Here is a 17,645-nt window from a genome sequence, read left to right on the forward strand (position 1 = left end):
GGACACCGAGGTCGGATCCGCCGTTAATCGGACACTTCCCCGTTCGGTGATCAGTCGCGGTTGATGTTCGAGAACAGTTCTCGGTTGGCGTGACGTGCGGCGTCGAGTTCTTGGTCGCGTTCGTCGAGTAGGCCGGTGAGATCGACGGTTTGTTGTTCGAGTGCCGTGATCTGTTGTTGTAGTCGTTCGATGTCGACGGGTGCTCCGAGTCCCGATTCGCGCCACGCTTGCTGGCCGAGCATCTCGGACAGTTTGCGTTCGAGGAGTGCGTTGCGGGCGACCAAGGCCCCGATACGGTGTTGTGCGTTGGCGAGGTCGGCGGCGAGCGACTCGCGTGTGACCGCCGCTGGATTCATGTTCGGTGGCGGAAGTGCGGATTGGGCGAGGTGGATCTGTGCGAGGAGATCGGTGTGCCGGTACAAGAAGGTGCGATCGACCTGCGCGGCACGGGCAATGCCCGAGACGGTGATGCTTGTGCCGTTCACTGATGCCAGTCTCAGCGCATCTATGACGCGGCCCCGTCGACGATCTGAATCGGCGCGTCGTCCATCGATCAGAGGATCTGACATCGGTTACGTGCTCCGGTCGGGGCGGACGTCAGGTACTGGCTGCCGAACCCGAGGTGTTTCGAGCCCCACCACGGCTGACCTTCCCTTTCGCACTGTCGACACAGACTCTTCGACCAGCGCCCGATCGGATTCCGACAAATCGTCGACCTCTGTTTTGATCTGGACGATCAACCGCCGTATTCGAGCAATCTCGGTATCGGAGGGCAGGGCTTCGGCTTTCGCCCACTCATCGGCACCGAACGTTCCGCGGATCCGTTCCCGGCTGCGGAGAAGCGAGGCCAAATATCCTTCGAGGTCAGGGAGGTAGGATACGTCGGTCGCAAAGTGGGTGCATCCCACACACCGAAATCGGATCGGGCAGTCATGGCCACCGGCCGCGACGTTGCTCGGTTCGCTGCAACTACCGTACGGAACTGCGACCTGCCCGACCGCGAGACGAACGTGCTCGGAGTCGAGCAGAGCTGCTGCTGCGCGCCAAATCTTGTTCCCATGCCGGTCGAAGTGCAACGTTGCCAGTCGATCGACCGCCTCTCTCCGGCGATCCTCGCCGACACGGTAGTAGAGCTGAGTGGTGCCGATGAAGCGGTGCCCCATCAACTCGCACAGAACATCGACACCAACTCCGGCATCGGCATGGCGTTGAGCGTAAGTATGCCGATAGGCATACAGAAATACTTGAGAGCGGTTGAACGGCAACAGTTTCGTCACTCTTACCCCTCCTTCTTCGACCGTCATCGGGACCGTGACGTCGGGCAGGGTGAGAAGCCACTCGCGGTGACGCGAGCCGAGGTAGTTGTCGTTGAGTGCTCTGGTGCCGTGGGGGTTGCGGGTGGGTGCTGCGATCAGTTTCAGCGCCGCGGTGGGCTCGTTCGGGTACCGCAGTTGGACGCGTTCACGCTGGCCGATGATGATTGCTGCCGTTGCTTCGCTGATCGGGAGCCGGCAGCCGTGTCGGTCTTCTTTGAAGTTGGTGTAGACGAGCACGGGTTTGCCCTGTGCGTCTCGCTCGAGACAGTCCAGGGTCAGACGACAGATTTCGTCCGGTCGACGCCCGGTGTCGATGATGAGTTCGACGGCGACCCGAATCTCGCGTGTGCTGACTTCTTCGAGTCCGTCGAGGTGTTCGCAGATGTGGCGCATGACTTCGACGGGCAGATCCCTGCATTCCTTGACGACATCCGGTGGCATGGGAACGTCTTCGGGATAGAGAATGAAGTCGTCCGGCAACCTGCACATCGGTTCGCCTTCTCGGGTCAGGCCCAGAGCGTGCATGTTCGCGAGCAGGCGACGTGTCGACTGGATAGTCACCGCCCGGGTAGCGGGGGTGATCGTTCCTGCGGTGCACAGGAAGGTCAGACGGTTCATGAAGCCGCAGATATCGCTGCGGGACAGCAGATGTGGTTCGAGTCCTCGGTCACCGGGTCGCTGCAGTTTGAGGCTTTCCGAGAGCCTTACCAGTATTCTGATTTCGTTCTGTACGATTTGTTTCGCGTTGAGGGATCGTCGCTTGGGTAGATCGTTGTAGGCCCAGATTTTGGTGCATTCTCGCAACCAGGGCTGGACGATGTCTCCGAACTTGAGCACTCCGTCGTATCCGAATACTGTTGCATCCCAGTTGTCTTTGAGTCGTTCCGTCTCTGGACTGAGCTGCGCTCTGCGGACTTCTTTGACTATGTGCCTGCACGCGGTTCCGGTCTTGCTCGACAGACCCGATTGATCGAGTTGCTCGATCGAGGTGCATTCGTCTGCCAGCATCTTCGCCACCAGTGGCCGGATCCAGTCCGGGTAGGTTTGCGCGCCCCACGCGGTGCGCTGTTGGATTCCCAACAGGAGTTCGGCGACGATCCGATCCGGCAGGCCTCGCAGACTGCATTCGTTGATTGTGGGAATCGCGGCCGAGGTGCGGCGAAAGTGGGGTTCGTCGAGACCGGCCGCCCCTGTCGGGCTCGCGAACACGAGCTTGTTCCAGTGCATGCGGTGGATGCCGCAGTAGATGTTCTCGATGTCGCGGTCTCGGGTGCATGCCGGTACTTGGCACGGGCCCAACGAGTCGAAGGGCTCTGTGTCCGAGCTGCCGAGAAACACGTCCATTGGGACATCCAGTATCCGTGTGCGCTGGTCGTGATGTTTGCGGCACAGCAACGCAAATCGTGAGACCCAGGGCCTGTCGCAGGCCGGTACGGCGCAGCGCCCCGCTCCTCGTGCCACCCAGGGGCGTCCAGCTTGCGCGAACTCGATGACTGTCTGTTCACTGCTGGAGTTCCAACGATCGAGACAGTAAGGGCAGAGGCGCAGTCGGCTGGTGGCTTTGATGCCGCATCCGGTCACTTTGCATCGTTTCGGTCCCAGCAGAGGGTGGTCGGCAGGGAAGTACGCCACTCTCCATTCGTGTGACCAGCCCATCAGGTCGAGGAAGTCCTGCGTGATCAACGACCATAGATGTGCCGCGACGTCTGCATCCTCGGCAGCAGCCGTGTCGGCATGCGCGGGCAGCGGGTAAGCGCTGGTCATGAGTGGTCTCCGATGAGCGATGACGGTGTCGGGACTCGGTCGACGGCTGCGCGTAGTCGCTCGTTCGAGGGATGCAGATACGGTTGCGACGACGTGGGGGATGCATGCCCGAGCAGGCCCTGGATTTCGTCGAGTACAGCACCCGAGTCGGCGAGGTTGCTGGCGAACCCATGTCGACACTGATGCGGGCTGATCGGGCGGTCCAGATTCGCTCGGACACAGAGGGCTGCGAATAGTTCGTTGATCGCGCCCAGCGTCATCGGTGCGCCCAGCGGATCTCGAAACAGGTTGACCAGCAAGAAGTCGCAGCTTCGAGATTGCGGACTGCCTGCGCGTTCGAGGTAGTACAGGTCGAGGGCATGGAGCACCAGAAAGTCGAGTGGCACGGTCCGGGAATGCCGCGACTTCGCTACTGCCCCATTGGCGTTCTCCCGGCGGACCACATGGACGTGTGCGCCGAGAATCAGGCAGTGGTGCACTGCGTTGTCCGGCAGCAGGTGCAGATCGCTTCGCCTCAAGCCGGTCAGCTCGCCGCGGCGCAATCCTGCGCGGGAGAGCAGCAGGACGATCAGACGGTCTCGGGCAGATCGGCATACTCGGAACATCGACACGATCTCGTGATCGGTTGCTCGATCGACCGGCGTCGTCGGCTGACGCAGACTGTGTCGGGCTCGAAGGCGATATTGCAGGTGTCCGCTCTCCCCTTGCGCGGCCAATGGCCGCGCGCGGATCCCCAGCGGGGGCATTTGCGGCTGCGCCGATGAGGCCGGTGATGATCTGGTGATCGTTGAGCAGTTCGCAGTTGTTCATGTCAGGGACACCTTCCAAATGTTCGGATGAGACGTCCCCGATCGACATGACGAGGGTGGCCTGTCAACCCCGAAGAGCGGAGCTTGCGGAGCGTGGGTTGACTGGTCGGGGTCCCCGGCATGTCAGACTCGGGCGACTCGTACGACCAAAAATGGTGACCCGTATGGGGCGGCCCCGAAGGGGACGTGCGGACGCGTCCCACGCGTTCGAATACTGTTGCACTGCAACGCCTACGGCTGCCGCAAAACGTCCATCCGCGCACCCGGCGGGATTGCTTTCACTGTGCCCATAGGTCCGACTGCGGGAAATCGAATGCAGCTCAATTACCGTGTCGATGAAGAATGCGGATATCGACGCTGGTTATCCTCGAGACGACGAATGCGGTTGCGCATTGCGAATGTGTCGATGAAAGGTTTTCCGGCTGTGGCCAAACGAGTGACAACCCAATTGGTGGACGATATCGACGGGTCGGTCATCGACGACGAGTCCGGCGAGACGATCGAATTCGCGATCAACGGCGTCGAGTACTCGATCGACTTGAAAGCGAAGAACGCGAACGAGTTTCACAAGAAGCTCGACTACTACGTCGGGCATGCGACGCGGGTCGGTGGCCGCAAGCGTAAGCCCTCCCCCGCTGCCGCGTCGAACGCGACAGCGGCCGGCGGATCGGTCAAGCGTGATCCGGAGCAGACGCGGGCGATCCGGCAGTGGGCGTTCGACCAAGGTTACGAGATCAGCGAACGTGGCCGGATTCCGGCCGACATCGAAGAGGCGTACAACGCCGCTCACTGATGTCGGTGAGCCGCCTGCGTCGACGTGAGCGGGTGCCGATGGTGGTGCGCCGAGCGGGGGAGCTCGAGTGCTTCTATCTTCTTCGCAACTGCGATCTGTGGCCGCGTTACCCCTAGCAAGTGCGGAGAATTTCTGCCGACCTGGGGTTTTCCAGGGAATTTTGGACAGACCTCTCCCCCAGAAGGTCGATGGGCGTTTTTCGCTTGCTCTACTACCGGCGCTTTGCCTTGGCCAGTCGGACAGCACGCTTGTTTGCGCTGTCCGACACCAAGGGCAAAAGCCGCGTCAGGGACAGGATCGTCCCGGTGACGCCGACCAGCAGATGAGCGGCGATCTGGAGATACTCCATGACGCCACCTCCGCTTCTGGGGTGGGATGCCCATGGATGCCATGGGCCGGGCCTGCCGCGATAGCGACAGGGGCTTCGTGTTCGTGCTGCGGGCACGAAAAAAGCCCGACTCGCTTCAACGCGAAATCAGGCTTTGGGCAGAGTTGTTCAGGTTGCAGTTCAGTGTTGCATGCAGGTCAGAGGGTTGTGGCATTGAGGTGCGGCGTGTCGGCGGCACCCAGTGGGGAGTGCTTGAGTTCTGAGAACTGGGACCGCCGGTTTTGGGCGCAGACTATCGCCAAGGGAGACAGTACCTGTGGATAACCTCCGCGCGCTGCGTCCGGCCCGCATAGATGTGTCGCAGGCACCCAGTTGATCAGAACCTGTCGGTGCCTGCCGCTACGGTGTCGCGTGTGAGCAAGAGCGACGATCTGGGGGTAACTCCTGTACCCGATCGTGTGCTCGACGACCTCGCCGATGTTCTGGTGGACAGGATCGATCAGTTACTCGACCGCCTGACCGCCAAAGCCATGACAGAACCCACATCGGGATCACGCCAGTGGGAATCGGCATGGAACGAACGAGACACTGCGGCGGGACGTGCCCGCGCCGACGAAAGATCTCGCGTGCGGAGTGAACTGACACGTCGCATGGTCGCGAATCTCGGCCCGAAGCATGCTGTCGCCCATCGAGTCCCAGGACGACATCGGCAGGGGGTCAGGACCCGCACCACGGGTGCCGGTCGTAGTCGTGTCGACAACGCACAGCTGGCTTTCTTCTGACGATTCCCGACGTACCCTTCCACTTCAGAATGCGGCAGATCAGTCTCGGTACACCGACTCGTATCGGTACCAAGGCCCATCGAGATGGGTCGAGGAGAAATCGACATTGCCGAGGCCGGCCGGTTCATGCTCAGGCGAGTACACCCACCCACTCGTGAAGCTAAAGAAAACGGTCGAATTGTCGACGAAGTAGACCTCTCCCGACGGGCCGCCGCCTCGCGCGCGTTTTATGTCGAAAGGACCGATCTCGAACTCGTCGCGGGACGTGCCGGGGTTGTTTCGGATGTCGACGGCGATGGCCTCGAACTCGCTGCGCTTGTCGAGGAATGTCGTGCTTGGCCCCCACACCACGAACGCGAAGGCGGCAAGGACGAGCACGGGCGCCGGGAGTATCCACCAGGACCAACGTCGGTCGCGACCGAGGACGTAGAGGGTTCGGATCGCCCATACCAGGCCAGTGACGGCCAAACCCACAAGTACGAGCAGGTGGGCCAGCAGTGGGTCGGCCCAGGTGTGAGCGCCGAACGGTGACGGCCACCAGTTTCGTTTGACGCAGACCCATACGGCAACGGCGGCCGTCACAAAGGTCAGCAGTATTGGACCGGGTGGCTTCGACCGCGGTGGCTTCGACCGTGTCTGCTCGCCCGTGAGCTGCTGATGCACCCAACCGTCGAGCGATGTCTTCCTTGCCATCGAGTCAGGGTATCGGTCACAGCGCTGCGGTCACCTTCGCCGCGGGCAGAGTCGGGGGTTCGAGACCCGTTCAAACTCGCACCGGCGGCACGGCCGATCTCGGTGTTGTCCGTCAGTACGCTAACCTTCTTCACCACTCCACACCGCAACGACACCTGTGCTGGTCATTGCCTCAGCGTAGTGGGCTGCATGAAAACGTTGTTCGCAGACAGCTTTTACGCGATCTGGGCAAGGCGCTACGCCGCAGCGGCAGCCACTCGACCCGGCCGGGCTTCCCGGCGTTCGTACTCGCATCCCGTCTTCAACATTGTGTAGAGCACATTCGTTCGACGCCTGGCCAGACACACCAACGCCGATCGATGGTCTTTGCCTTCTGCTCGTTTGCGGTCGTAGTACACACGGGACACTGGTTCACGCAGCGAAGCAAACGCCGAAAGATACAGTGCACGTTTGAGTCTGGTGTTTCCTCCACGTTGTCGATGCTCACCTCGGATCGATGTCCCCGAGCGATGCGTGCGAGGTGCGACGCCCGCATAGGCAGCGAGGTTGCCGGCGCTGTCGAACCGCTCGACGTCGACGATCTCGACCAGGATGGTGGCGGCGATCCGAACGCCGACACCCGGCATCGAGGTCAGGATCGGCCCAGCCGGGTGTTTGTTCAGTTCCGACTCGAATTGCTCCTCGAGTTCGGCGCGGGCACGACGTACCTCCCTCAGCTGCCGCGCAAGGGTTTTCAGTACGAAGTCCGATTTCTCCGCCCCCGGAACGATCACGGTCTGCTCAGCAAGCGCAGCGATGATCGAGTCCGCGATCTGGTCCCCGATGCGCGGTGCCGACCGCTTCGCCACCCGCCGCAGTGCCGCTGGGGTTGCTGCGGCGAAACCGGTCGGGCCCCCGAACTCGGCAAGCAGTGTCAGCGCCACGGGCCGGTACAGGTGTTTGCCAATAGCCCGCTCAAGGGCCGGGTGCACCGAGAGCAGCACCGACCGGATGCGGCTCGAAAGACGGTTCTCCTCGGTCGCCAAGTCCGAATCGAACCCGGCGAGCATCCTCAGACCTTCGACAATGTCGTCGTTCTGAGTGACTGGCAGCAGTGTGTCGGGCAGGGTGCGGGCGGCGTCGGCGATGATGAACGCATCGCGGGCATCAGTTTTCGCCTGCCCCGGATACAGCGCCGCTATCCGCCGCATTCGCAAGCCAGGCAGGTAGGCGACGTCGATGCCACTGTCTCGGGCTACCGCGATCGGTAGTGCGCCGATGTTGCGGGGCTGATCGACCACCATCAACACCGAGCCGTGTGCCGCGAGTTCAGCGAACAATGCGCGGAGCATTGCCTCGTCCTGGGGCAGGTCTCGGCTGAGGACGCGTCGTCCGTCTGCGGTGAGCGCGATCGCGTGATGGGCGCTCTTGCCGACGTCGATACCGCAGTAGATGTCGTAACGCCTCTTGTCCATTCACCCTCCGCATCAACATGTTTCGCGGCGGTCGTGGCATCGGTTCCCGGCACTCACGTTATGCAGGCCGTTCTCCCTCAATCGGCCACGCCTCTATCAGCGGTGATCCGACGCCCTCTGCTCCGGCGGCAACACTCGAGTAGACGTGCGTTCCGTCCGGGCTGCCGGAGCCATACCGGAGCAGACGACCCACCCCCGCAGGTCACGAGGGTGGAAAGAAGATAACGGGGCTGCCGCAGGCCCCCTCGACCCGGGCCGGGGACGAGGCCACCGGTGCTAGTCGGTGACGCTCTCCTCGCTGAGCGCGTCGTATGCCTGTTCCGGTGTCATCGTCCCGGCTGCGACCTGCTCGACCGGAGTCAGCTCGTAGCCCTGCTCGGCCAACAGTCCCAGGTAGTTGTCCTGGTTGGAGCCTCCCACTCGCTTCCACCAGTCCTTACCAGTCCCGCTCATCCGCGCTTCGTAGGCGGCGAGGATCTGCGCGAGCGCGATCACCTGCGCGCGTGAGTCGCTCGCCTTGTCGATCACCGGTGCCAGCGCATCACGTGCGGCCCGCTCCTTCCAGTCGCCGTAAAGGGTGGTCGTCGGCTCGGCCACGGTCACTCCGAGCAGCTCCGCGAGGTACTGCGACGCCTTGTTCTGGGTGAGCAGTCCCGGCTCGTCGACCAGGGTGTCCGTGATCCACTTCGCGGCCCCCTTCGGCAGGGTCTTGCGAGTGAGGAACTTCGACACGAACTCCTTGCGGACCACGGTCGCGGCGAGCGATGCGACGTTGAGCGCCTTGGTCCGTCGACGGGCTGCCCGCTCTGCTTCCTTCGCTGCTGCCTCGGCGGCGAGCCGCTTTTGCTCGGCCGCCCGAGCGACTGCCTCGGCGTCGGCGGGGTCGACATCGGCGGCGGGTTCGGCCAGCGCGGCTGCGAGGATCGGCCCCGGCTTCACACCGGCGCCGTCGGGGTCGGCGGTGAAGTACTCCGGCACCCACACCTCGGCGGCGGTGATGTCCTTGTGGTGGTGCAGCCCCTCATCGGGTGTCGCTTCCGGGTCGCCCTCGGTGTCCCAGTCGATGCTGTCCTCCTCGATCACTGCGCCTGTCGCGGTGAGGGTGAACTGGTCTTCCTTCGACAGCCACACCGCCCAGTGCCCCGCTGCGGCCTCGATCACGGCGTCGGTCACGGCGTCACCGTCGACGGTGACCAGATCGTCTGCACGCAGGTACGGGCCGCCGTAGGCCGGTTCTTGCTCGAGGATGGTCAGCCCTCGCTCGACATACGGTGCGCCTGCTGCGGCGCGGGCCTTGCGGACGGCACGGTCCTCGAGGAGCCGCTGCGCGGTCCACCGGAAGTCGTACCGCGCAACTCCCAGTAGCTTCTCGACGGCGGCGGTGTCGCCCTCTGCGTCGAACACGGCCACGATCGCGGCCTGATCGAGGGTGAGCTGCCCCGCGTCGAGGGCACCGATCGCCGTCTGCGAGCGGCCCGCTGCCCCTGCCGCTTTGACGGTCTCACGCTTGACCTGGACGGCCCTGGCGATCTTGGGCACCGACAGACCGAGTTCGAGCATGTCGGTCACTGCCTTCGCCCGCTGACCTTCGGTGAGGCCGATTCTGCGGTCGTTGGCGACGACCTGCTGGGTGAGGCGTTCGATCTCCCGGTCCTTGGCCTTGCTGGCGGCGGTCCTGATCAGCACCGGCACGCTCTCGACCCCGGCTTCGATCGCGGCGAGGGTCCGCTGCTGGCCGTCGATGACGGTCACGGTCTCGCCGTCGCGGACTGCGGAGATCGTTTGCAGCACTCCGTGTTCGATGATGGAGGCAACCAGGTTTCGGAATGCCGGTGATTCGGTGTCGACCTCGTTGCGGACGTTCGGCCCGACCTCGAGGGCGGTGGGGTGCAGGCGGGCGAACTCCTCGCCCGCCCCCACGACCGGCGTGGTGCCGGTCGTGGGGGCTTGTGTTGCGGCGGTGGTGGTTTCGATGCTCGCGGTCATGGTGGTGTCTCTCCCTGGTAGATTCTTCGGTTGGAGACACCGGGCAGGTAGGCACTGTCCGGTGTTTTCTTGTTTTCCGGGGCCGGTCTGGCCTCGGGGGTTACTGCTGAGCGGTGGCTACCTGGTGGTGGCCTGCGAGCCGTGCAGCGTGGATTTCGGCCTCGCTGGCTCCGTTGTCGCGGGCGATGCAGGCCCAGAACGCGGCCCGCTCGAGGTGCGCATCGACGGTGGTCGAGTTCGCGTCCGCAGCAGCTCGGTTGACCTGCTCGGTGTAGGCGGTGACCTGTGCGAGTGCGTGGGTCTTGACCTGCTCCGGGACCTGGCCGATTGCGGTCATGATCGCGGTGCGCAGTCCCACCGTCCTCGGTCCTGTGATGGTGTCGTGCATGTCGCTACTTCCCTTCCTCAACTGGTGGCCTGGCCCTTTGCCCTGCCACGTTTTTTCGCCGTTTCTGGCGTGAGGAGAGAAGTCAGCGCACGGGGACGACGGGGCAACCCCTCGTCTCGGACAGTTTTCGTGGGAGCGCAGCGACTGCTCTACGAAAAGTGTTCGGAGCCTTGGCCGTAGCGCAGCGGAGCGAGGGGTTGAGGCGGCGGTCACGGGTGATGGATGCTCGCCGGTAGCCAGAACCGCTGTGAAAAAACGTCTTTGCTCTTCCACGGTGCGGAGCGCAGCGGAGCTCCATTCAGGGGACGCCCGCAGGGTGGCCGGCACCGCCGGCAGGCGGAATGCGAGACCGCGCGTCGACGCCGGCGGCGTAGCCACCTCCCACCTGCGGAAGTCGGCAGGGTGATTGTGCGGGAGCGACGGATCTCGACCCCGCTCGGTGTCACGGCAGTCGGTCTGTTCTGCTTATGCTCGGCTGGTTTTCGCGCGTTGACGGAGGGTGCATTCGATGGTGAAACGACATGCTCGGGAACTATCGGCTGCATTCCAGGATGGGTTCTGGCCGTCTATCGAATGTCCGGAGTGCCAGAGCGGGGTGTTGGCTGTTCCGAAAAAGGTGGACAAGCCTGCCGAGGACGATATTTCACTCAAGTACCGCTGGGAACTGCGCTCCTATGATGACGATATGGACATCACGGGGGTGTTCACCGTTCATTTAAGGTGTACTCGGGCGAGTTGCGCGGCCGTGGTCGCTGTGTTCGGGGAGATGTTTGTCGACGTCAATGAAAACTACGTTCCTTGGGACGATTCTCGGCAGCTCGAGTCGTTCTACCGGGTACGCAACTTCTATCCCCCCGTTCTGGTCGCGGAGTGCACGGACGCCGTTCCGGACGAGGTGGTTCAGCAATTGCGTCGGGTCGGGGCTTTGGTCTGGATGGATGCACCCGCTGCAATGACAGCCGTGCGAAGCGCAGTAGAAGCCTTGATGACCGCGCAAGGAGTGTCTGCGACGACGCGCAGCGGTAAGTTTCGGAGCCTCGACGATCGGCTCGACGAGTTCGCCGGAGCCGAGCCGGGTTTGGAGCTTTTTTTGCGGGCGGCGAAGTGGGTCGGCAATGAAGGGACGCACGTTGCATCGACGGTGACGGCGACCGATGTTCTGGACATGGTCGAGTACGTCGAGATCGCTCTCAGTGCACTGTATGCACCTGACCATGCTGCTGCTGTCGCCCGGGCTGGCCGCATTCTTGCGGCGAAACGCCTGGTGCCGTAGCCGGATGTCGGCGGCCATCGTCGACTATTCGTCCGCGGCTCGGGCTCGCCAGTTCTGACAGTGCGATCGCGCGGGCAGCTTGTTCGGCGATTTCGGCGGGTAGTGGGGGTCCGTCGATGGTTCGGATTCGCATAGTCGTCGATTGTGTCGTGGGGTACCGACAGGTTCTGTTGCAGTTGCGCTGCAACGTTTTACGGACGTTCCCGCAGCATCTCGCCGTCTCGGATCTCGTGCTGGTGGGTTTCTGCAGGACGGAAGCCACATCGGAGTTTCGGTTCGGTGGCCGCCCGCGGGGTGTCGCCCTTCCGCGCGGTCGAGGCGTCACTGCTCGGCGTCCGCGATATGACGAAGGCCCGCTCCCTGGTGGGGGCGGGCCATGTCGGGTTCGTGAGTTGGTCAGTCTTTGGGGGGTTTGGTGTCTTTGCCGGCGGCGACGTCGCGGATCCAGTCGGGGACGTCGACGTTGTCGTATTCGGCGGTTTCGACGTAGGCGCGGGCGGCCGCTGCTGCCACGCGGGGGCGTGGTCGCCGGGTGGGTCGGCGTTCGGTGGTGGTCATCGCGGGTCCTCCGTGGTGTCGGTCTGAGGTTCAGTGTCCTCGGTGTCGGGGTCTTGCGCCAGTGCTCGGCGCATGGCGTGTTCGCTGACGGTGCGGATGACGTCTCGTTCGGTGGGGGTGATGAGTTTGGATTTGCTGACGGTGCTGTACATCGTCCAGCCAAGTTCGGCGGCGGCGTCGTCGTCGCTGGTGGTGAGCTCGAGGCACCAGCTGATGCGCTGCCAGGCTTGAGCTCGGTTCTCGCTGCTGGTGCGTTGGCGCAGGGTGGCGGTGACGCCGATGGTGGCGAGGATGCCGACGATGAGGGTGACCCATGCTTGTGCGGGCACGTGGGTGGTTCCTTTCCTGGGGGTTGCGGTCGGCTCACATGTAGAGCAGGTGTGGTGGTGCGGTGCCGTCGAAGCGTTCGAGGCTGTCGAGGACGCCGTTGTAGTTGGCGGGTCGGCAGCGGCCGAGGCCGACGATGAGGGCGCAGGTGCCGTCGAGGGTGACGAGGTAGGACGGTGCACAGCCGTTGTCGGGTGAGGTGTGCTCGGCGGCATCGAGGAGGGCGTAGCGGACGGCGTCTGCGGCGGCTCTCTTGGCGTCGTCGAGGGTGGTTTCGGCTCCGCTGTCGGTGAGGAGCTCGGGACTGTTCTCGGGGCGGGTAGTGACGGTCCAGGTGATCATCGGCGGTGGCTTCCCTTTCTGAACTCAAAGCGGGTGGCTGCTTGCTGCTCAGCGTCGCACGGGGAGCGCAGCGAGTCGTGCGACGCGAACCCGGATTTCGGTGGTCTGTGGAGCGGGGTCGGGGCCTGTGGATGAACGCGCTCGACCCCGCGGGTGCGGGGCCGAGCTGTGTTATTGCGGTCAGTCGTCGAACGAGTCGAGGATTTTGGACGGATCGCGGCGGTAGCGGCCTCCGTCGAGGAAGACGCCGACTGCGGCACGGTGGACGCGGCGGAACTCGTCCATGAGGGTGTCGTAGCCGACGCGGTCGGTGACGCGCCAGGTGATCGGCCCCATGTGCAGGTCCACCCAGTGCACGGTGCGGCGTTGCTCGGGGATGTAGCGGGCGCCGGGGATCACCGTGTGTTCGGGGCCGCCGAGCCAGAGGATCGAGATTGCGGGTGCGCCGAACTCTGCGCCTGGCTGCTGCGGGTACGGGGCGCGTCCGTCGGCTCCGGCGAGGGCCGATCGGACGGTGGCGAATCCGGCGATGACGTCGCAGACCGCTTCGGCGCTGCGGAAGGTCATCATGAGGTGCCCGAACGCGACGACCATTTGCGCGTGCTCGGTGCCTGCGGCGGTGATGCTGATGGTCGCGTTCTGGGGTCCGGTGATGATGACCGTGGTGTGGGTGACGATGGCGGGGGTCTGGGCGTTTCCTGCTGCGGTGCTCGTGCGTGCGGGGCGGGTGGTGTTCTTCGGCATGTCGGGTCTCCTTCGCTGGCGCGGACCGGCTCCCCCGGCCCTTCGCTCGTGCCAATTTCTTTCGCCGTCATCTGGCTTGGGGAGAGAAGGCGGCGGCATGGAACGGTGTCCTGCCCCTGGGACGGAAAGTTTTCAGCCGCAGGCGCTTTGAAAAGTTTCTGGAGCCCGAAGGGCCGGAGCATCGCGGAGTCAGGGGTGGGTAAGACGGGCCAGGGTGACGCATGCTCGGAGAGAGCCAGATGTGCGAAAGAGATTGCTCTTTTCACAGGACGGAGCGCAGCGGAGTTCGATTCGGTGGACACCGCAGGTGGCCTGATCCGCCGGCCGGAACATTTCGGCCGGCGGACCCTCCCGGTGCACCTATGCGGCTTCCCCGGTCCCGGTGTCCTCGCCGTCGTTCGACTCGGCGGCGGCGGGATAGAGGGCGTCGGCCAGCTCGTGGACGGCGGTCAGTACCGCTTTCGCAGTGGCGGTGACCTGCTCGAGGTCTCCTGCTGCCCATCCAGCGATGTAGCCGACGCTGTAGGCGCTGGTGTCGAGTCCGAGCATCCCGGCCAGGACATAGGCGACGGATTCGGCTTCGACCTCCATCCGGCCGCGGTGCAGGTCCTTTCGGGCTTCGGGGCCGATGAGGTCGGGTGCGTGCATGATCGCGTGCGCTGCCTCTTTTCTGCACCAACGGCCGACGAACAAGAATTCCTGAACCCAACATTGACAGGAAAATGACCGCAAGTCGGTCACATAGACCCACCTGGATGCGCCTTCAAGCGCTCAGTGGCCTAAGTATATTTCGACTTAAATCTTAGAAAGTAGACGATTCTATACGTTCCGAACCGCATAAGTTGCACCGAGATTTGGAATAGACTTGGCCAGAGCTTTGCGAGGCGTCGTGCGCAATTTTATCAATAATGACTTTTTGCCACGCGTCAGTTGAATTCACTTGCGAACCATGAGAGCCGCGAGTGGAATGCGTACAATTCTGCATTAAATTGGGCATTGTTTTTATTACCCTCCATACCGAGTCCGTCACTATCAACTCACCCGGCTTCGCCTGCTGCGAGGCTTTTGCAGCGTAGTTGACCGGATTGCCCGCCCAGACTGGCTGTTGCTGACTCCGCTCCTCCGGTGTGCCCACGTTCTTAACCAGCACGTGCCCCGAGGAGAGCCCCACCTTGTATCCCGTATTCGCGGCATTGGCCCATCTCTTGGTCAGTCTCGGCACCAGAGTATTCTCGCTAAACGATTTAACCATCATTCCCGAGCACAGTGCACGCGCGTAGCGCTTCGGACCCCAAAATATTCCGAGCACCCCGTCGCCTTGGACTTGCACGTAGTCAACATCAAAACCGTCCATGATTTGAGTGACACTTCCGCTTGCCGCACTGTAGATCGCAGCCATATCTTCTGTATTTTTTCCTAAATTTAATTGTGTTGAGTTTTTTAAGTCGGCGAAAATCGCTACAACATCGTCTAACCTATACCAGGTTTCCTCCGCAGCGTCTGGCAAGGCATCCGCGTCAAGCTCGCCAGGTCTAGCCCTCATAACGGATGGTCTTTTATTTAACACGCCGTTCGCTTGGGATGAGACCTCCTCGAGCATCCGAAAAATCTTGTCTTGTTTAATTTCTTTCCTCTTCCACTTTATGTACGGTGCATGTGAGCCACTCTTTCCTAGCGGATACTATTTCACAAAGTCGTCAGCTATCCGGGTGGCACCGCTAGTCCCAAGATGTGCGGAGATGGTGGCGCGCGCTTTAGCGCCGACTGGGCATACCAAGGTTTGTAGCCGTGCGTTGCATCTGGATCAGCTTCTGCTGTGCAGCGGCGAGGCTGACGGTCAAGCCGTCGACATCACCGAGCCAGCCGCGTTCGGTGGCCTCGGCGAGACGTTCCCGAAGGCTCGTGATGATGTTTTCGAGTCGGGTTCGTTGGGTGGGGTCCGGGCGGAGCATCGGGCAGCGGATGCAGGCATGTTCATGTTGGCAACCAGTGCCGTAGGCACGCCCACAAGTGCCGAGTTCGAGCTTGCGCGAAGCGAAATGGCCCAGGAACTCGTCCCATTCGCTGTCGGTTGGTTCGCGGTATTCCTCGGACGGACGGGTCGCGCGGCGTCGTGTGAGGAACGCACGGTGGTGATCGATGACGTCCTGGTCGTAGACGGCGACGTAGGTTTGCGTGGTATCCAGCGATTCGTGGCCGAGAATCTTGGCGGTGATGTGCACTGGCAATCCCTGAGAGACAGCCTCGGTGGCGAAAATGCGACGAAAGTCGTGTGGGCTGAAGTGTGCAGCTGTGCCGTCAGCGTTCGTGATGCCGGCTACTTCGACGAGTTCGTCGAGCAAACTCTTGATTCGCATATGCGTGATGCCGATGTTGACAAGCCCCCAACGCCGTTGGAAGAGGAACGGCAGAGGCGGGCTGTGCAGACGTTCCGCGTGGTCGTATCGCGATAGCAGTGGGATCTGTTCGTGCCCATCGCGGACATGGGCGATGATCTCGGCGAACACGCTGGCCAGCTCTGGACTGATCACCAGCAACCGTTCTTTGTCGGTCTTCGACGGGGTGATCTGAAGCATCGGTATAACTTCTCCGGTGGCGGGCAAGGTGTAGGAAACGAAGGATCTATGCGTAATTTCGAGCATCTCCTCGATGCGCACCCCGGTGTGACGGAACACCTCGACCGACGCCCACGCCCAGAACGCTCTTTCCGCTTCCAACGTCAGATTTCGACGTCCCGCCGTGTGATGTCTTCGTGCACTGCCCACGTCCTTGTCCGCGACGTGATTGGTGACGTAGACAACCCCTGGCCGGCCGGTTCCGCCCAAGGCTGGATCGCTAGAAAGCACAGCCCGGCGCAGCGTCTGTCCGTTTACGGTGAACGCTCCCCCTGGTGCAACGCGTTTCGCCGCCTCCAGTAGCGCTGCCGAAGCGACGCGCCTGGCATGAGCAACTTCGCTCAGGCGCGGCAGGAGCGGTGCAAGCTCGCGGGTGCGTTGATGCATCCTCGATCTTCGGTGCTGTGCAGCCTTCTTCATTCCAGCCAGGTCACGTGAGTCAACTGGGGAGGGCGCGGCCCATCGGGCCCACCTGGCTGGGTCTTCGAGAGCCCAGTGCGACAGATCGGCGTAGAACGCTCGGACCGCCATCAAGATGGAGTATGGGTCCTGCCGCTTTTCGCCCCGCCGTCGGTTGCCGTATCGAACCTCGGTGAGACGCTGCTTCCATGCTCGCGCCACTCGATCGGACAGGTGAAGCGAATCGATTCCCGGCTCGTGCAGTTCGATGTCACGCCAGAACAGCAAGATCAGCTTGGAGGCGAGCGGTCCGATCGTGGAGTAGTCCAGGCCTGCGGATCGCTCGGTCAGGTAGTCCACGAACAACTCTCGGATAGGCCCGTAGGAGATGTCGTAGCCGTCGACCATTTCGGTGATGGTGAGTTGTCCTCGTCGCGACGCCGCATGAATGGACGGCGGGCTGTCGACGGACAGAAGGCCTGCCCGGCGGAGCAGCGTGTACCAGTGCGAGTGCAGGCGCGAAGAGAACCCGGTTTGGGCCCGGTAGGCCTCGACGCAGTCCGTCAAAGTTACCGCTTCGAGGTCGCCCCCGTTACGCATCAGCATTCGGGCAAGTTGTATTAGCGCGGACCTCTCGTCGGTCATCGTGGCTCGCTCGTCGTTGCGGCACAGGTCAATGATTGCGGCGAAGCCTTCTGGGTCGCGAACCTGCGTGAATCGTGTGTAGAGCGTGGGCGACGGAGTGCCATATAGCCACGGGTAGTCCGGGCGGACCACGTCGAGAAGAATCAACCGCCCTGCTGCGCCTGTCGCTGCCCCTCGATCCATGGTCGGCACACCCGAAATTGTTTGCGCAAGAACAGGGTCAGACCACTGTTTCCCAGCAGTATCGGTACCGGAGGCTCGCCATCGCTGCTGCCAGGATTCGCCCTCGAACTGTTGCAGCCACACGAGCAGCCCCGTTACCTCGCGTACCCGTCTACGCAGTTCTTTCGTTGAGGCACCTTCGTCCAGGCGTTCCACAGCTGCGATAACTTCTTCGATCGATTGCTGCGATGCAGTCCAGATCACGGG

18 protein-coding genes are annotated in these 17,645 nt (G+C 62.7%); 3 read left to right on the plus strand and 15 right to left on the minus strand.

What is annotated here, in order from left to right:
- Window positions 1-50: 50 nt before the first annotated feature.
- The 3 genes from CH295_RS25510 to CH295_RS25520 form a co-directional block, all read right to left on the minus strand.
- Window positions 51-485 (minus strand): hypothetical protein, encoded by a 435-nt coding sequence (locus CH295_RS25510; RefSeq protein ID WP_252342183.1) that lies wholly within the window; start codon window positions 483-485, stop codon window positions 51-53.
- Between the two features lie 87 nt (window positions 486-572).
- On the minus strand, window positions 573-3,080 hold the full coding sequence (locus tag CH295_RS28325; protein WP_252342184.1) for a tyrosine-type recombinase/integrase: 2,508 nt from the start codon (window positions 3,078-3,080) through the stop codon (window positions 573-575).
- Window positions 3,077-3,826: a tyrosine-type recombinase/integrase gene (locus CH295_RS25520; RefSeq protein WP_094742266.1), complete on the minus strand. Its 750-nt coding sequence runs from the start codon at window positions 3,824-3,826 to the stop codon at window positions 3,077-3,079. Before CH295_RS25520 ends, CH295_RS28325 begins: the two co-directional genes overlap by 4 nt.
- A 487-nt stretch (window positions 3,827-4,313) precedes the next feature.
- On the opposite strand from CH295_RS25520, the gene CH295_RS25525 reads away from it, so the two are divergent.
- On the plus strand, window positions 4,314-4,682 hold the full coding sequence (locus CH295_RS25525; protein WP_094742550.1) for a histone-like nucleoid-structuring protein Lsr2: 369 nt from the start codon (window positions 4,314-4,316) through the stop codon (window positions 4,680-4,682).
- A gap of 211 nt (window positions 4,683-4,893) precedes the next feature.
- Here the strand turns inward: CH295_RS25525 and CH295_RS27970 are convergent, their stop codons facing one another.
- Window positions 4,894-5,031: a hypothetical protein gene (locus tag CH295_RS27970; protein WP_170946079.1), complete on the minus strand. Its 138-nt coding sequence runs from the start codon at window positions 5,029-5,031 to the stop codon at window positions 4,894-4,896.
- 392 nt (window positions 5,032-5,423) lie between these two features.
- Between CH295_RS27970 and CH295_RS25535 the strand changes: the two genes are divergently transcribed.
- Window positions 5,424-5,792: a hypothetical protein gene (locus CH295_RS25535; protein ID WP_141217082.1), complete on the plus strand. Its 369-nt coding sequence runs from the start codon at window positions 5,424-5,426 to the stop codon at window positions 5,790-5,792.
- 39 nt (window positions 5,793-5,831) lie between these two features.
- Here the strand turns inward: CH295_RS25535 and CH295_RS25540 are convergent, their stop codons facing one another.
- The 4 genes from CH295_RS25540 to CH295_RS25555 all read right to left on the minus strand — a co-directional run bounded on the left by CH295_RS25540 (window position 5,832) and on the right by CH295_RS25555 (window position 10,313).
- Window positions 5,832-6,485 carry a DUF1109 domain-containing protein gene (locus tag CH295_RS25540; protein WP_094742269.1) on the minus strand — a complete coding sequence of 218 codons (654 nt, stop codon included), beginning with the start codon at window positions 6,483-6,485 and terminating at the stop codon, window positions 5,832-5,834.
- Between the two features lie 236 nt (window positions 6,486-6,721).
- The gene (locus tag CH295_RS25545) at window positions 6,722-7,939 is read right to left on the minus strand and encodes an IS110 family RNA-guided transposase (RefSeq protein ID WP_094742270.1); all 1,218 of its coding nucleotides are present in this window, start codon (window positions 7,937-7,939) and stop codon (window positions 6,722-6,724) included.
- Window positions 7,940-8,215: 276 nt separating this feature from the next.
- The gene (locus CH295_RS25550; RefSeq protein ID WP_094742271.1) at window positions 8,216-9,925 is read right to left on the minus strand and encodes a ParB/RepB/Spo0J family partition protein; all 1,710 of its coding nucleotides are present in this window, start codon (window positions 9,923-9,925) and stop codon (window positions 8,216-8,218) included.
- Window positions 9,926-10,025: 100 nt separating this feature from the next.
- Window positions 10,026-10,313: a hypothetical protein gene (locus CH295_RS25555; RefSeq protein ID WP_094742272.1), complete on the minus strand. Its 288-nt coding sequence runs from the start codon at window positions 10,311-10,313 to the stop codon at window positions 10,026-10,028.
- Window positions 10,314-10,821: 508 nt separating this feature from the next.
- Here CH295_RS25555 and CH295_RS25560 point away from each other — a divergent pair.
- Window positions 10,822-11,586: a DUF4145 domain-containing protein gene (locus tag CH295_RS25560; RefSeq protein ID WP_094742273.1), complete on the plus strand. Its 765-nt coding sequence runs from the start codon at window positions 10,822-10,824 to the stop codon at window positions 11,584-11,586.
- Window positions 11,587-11,982: 396 nt separating this feature from the next.
- Here the strand turns inward: CH295_RS25560 and CH295_RS27975 are convergent, their stop codons facing one another.
- The 7 genes from CH295_RS27975 to CH295_RS25590 form a co-directional block, all read right to left on the minus strand.
- Window positions 11,983-12,144 (minus strand): hypothetical protein, encoded by a 162-nt coding sequence (locus tag CH295_RS27975; protein WP_170946080.1) that lies wholly within the window; start codon window positions 12,142-12,144, stop codon window positions 11,983-11,985.
- Window positions 12,141-12,473, minus strand: a complete 333-nt coding sequence (locus CH295_RS25565; RefSeq protein ID WP_008720911.1) for a hypothetical protein — start codon at window positions 12,471-12,473, stop codon at window positions 12,141-12,143. The genes CH295_RS27975 and CH295_RS25565 overlap by 4 nt, the downstream gene beginning before the upstream one ends.
- Window positions 12,474-12,507: 34 nt before the next feature.
- Window positions 12,508-12,813 carry a hypothetical protein gene (locus CH295_RS25570; protein WP_094742274.1) on the minus strand — a complete coding sequence of 102 codons (306 nt, stop codon included), beginning with the start codon at window positions 12,811-12,813 and terminating at the stop codon, window positions 12,508-12,510.
- 180 nt (window positions 12,814-12,993) lie between these two features.
- Window positions 12,994-13,557 carry a hypothetical protein gene (locus CH295_RS25575; protein ID WP_008720913.1) on the minus strand — a complete coding sequence of 188 codons (564 nt, stop codon included), beginning with the start codon at window positions 13,555-13,557 and terminating at the stop codon, window positions 12,994-12,996.
- A gap of 360 nt (window positions 13,558-13,917) precedes the next feature.
- The gene (locus CH295_RS25580) at window positions 13,918-14,205 is read right to left on the minus strand and encodes a hypothetical protein (RefSeq protein ID WP_353955492.1); all 288 of its coding nucleotides are present in this window, start codon (window positions 14,203-14,205) and stop codon (window positions 13,918-13,920) included.
- Window positions 14,206-14,359: 154 nt separating this feature from the next.
- A complete protein-coding gene (locus CH295_RS25585; protein ID WP_094742275.1) occupies window positions 14,360-15,157 on the minus strand; it encodes an adenylate/guanylate cyclase domain-containing protein in 798 nt (265 codons plus the stop codon).
- 154 nt (window positions 15,158-15,311) lie between these two features.
- Window positions 15,312-17,399, minus strand: coding sequence for a tyrosine-type recombinase/integrase (locus CH295_RS25590; protein ID WP_252342232.1), 2,088 nt, complete (start codon window positions 17,397-17,399; stop codon window positions 15,312-15,314).
- Window positions 17,400-17,645 lie beyond the last annotated feature (246 nt).

Source organism: Rhodococcus sp. 14-2483-1-2 (genome assembly GCF_002259405.1).
GTDB lineage: Bacteria > Actinomycetota > Actinomycetes > Mycobacteriales > Mycobacteriaceae > Rhodococcoides.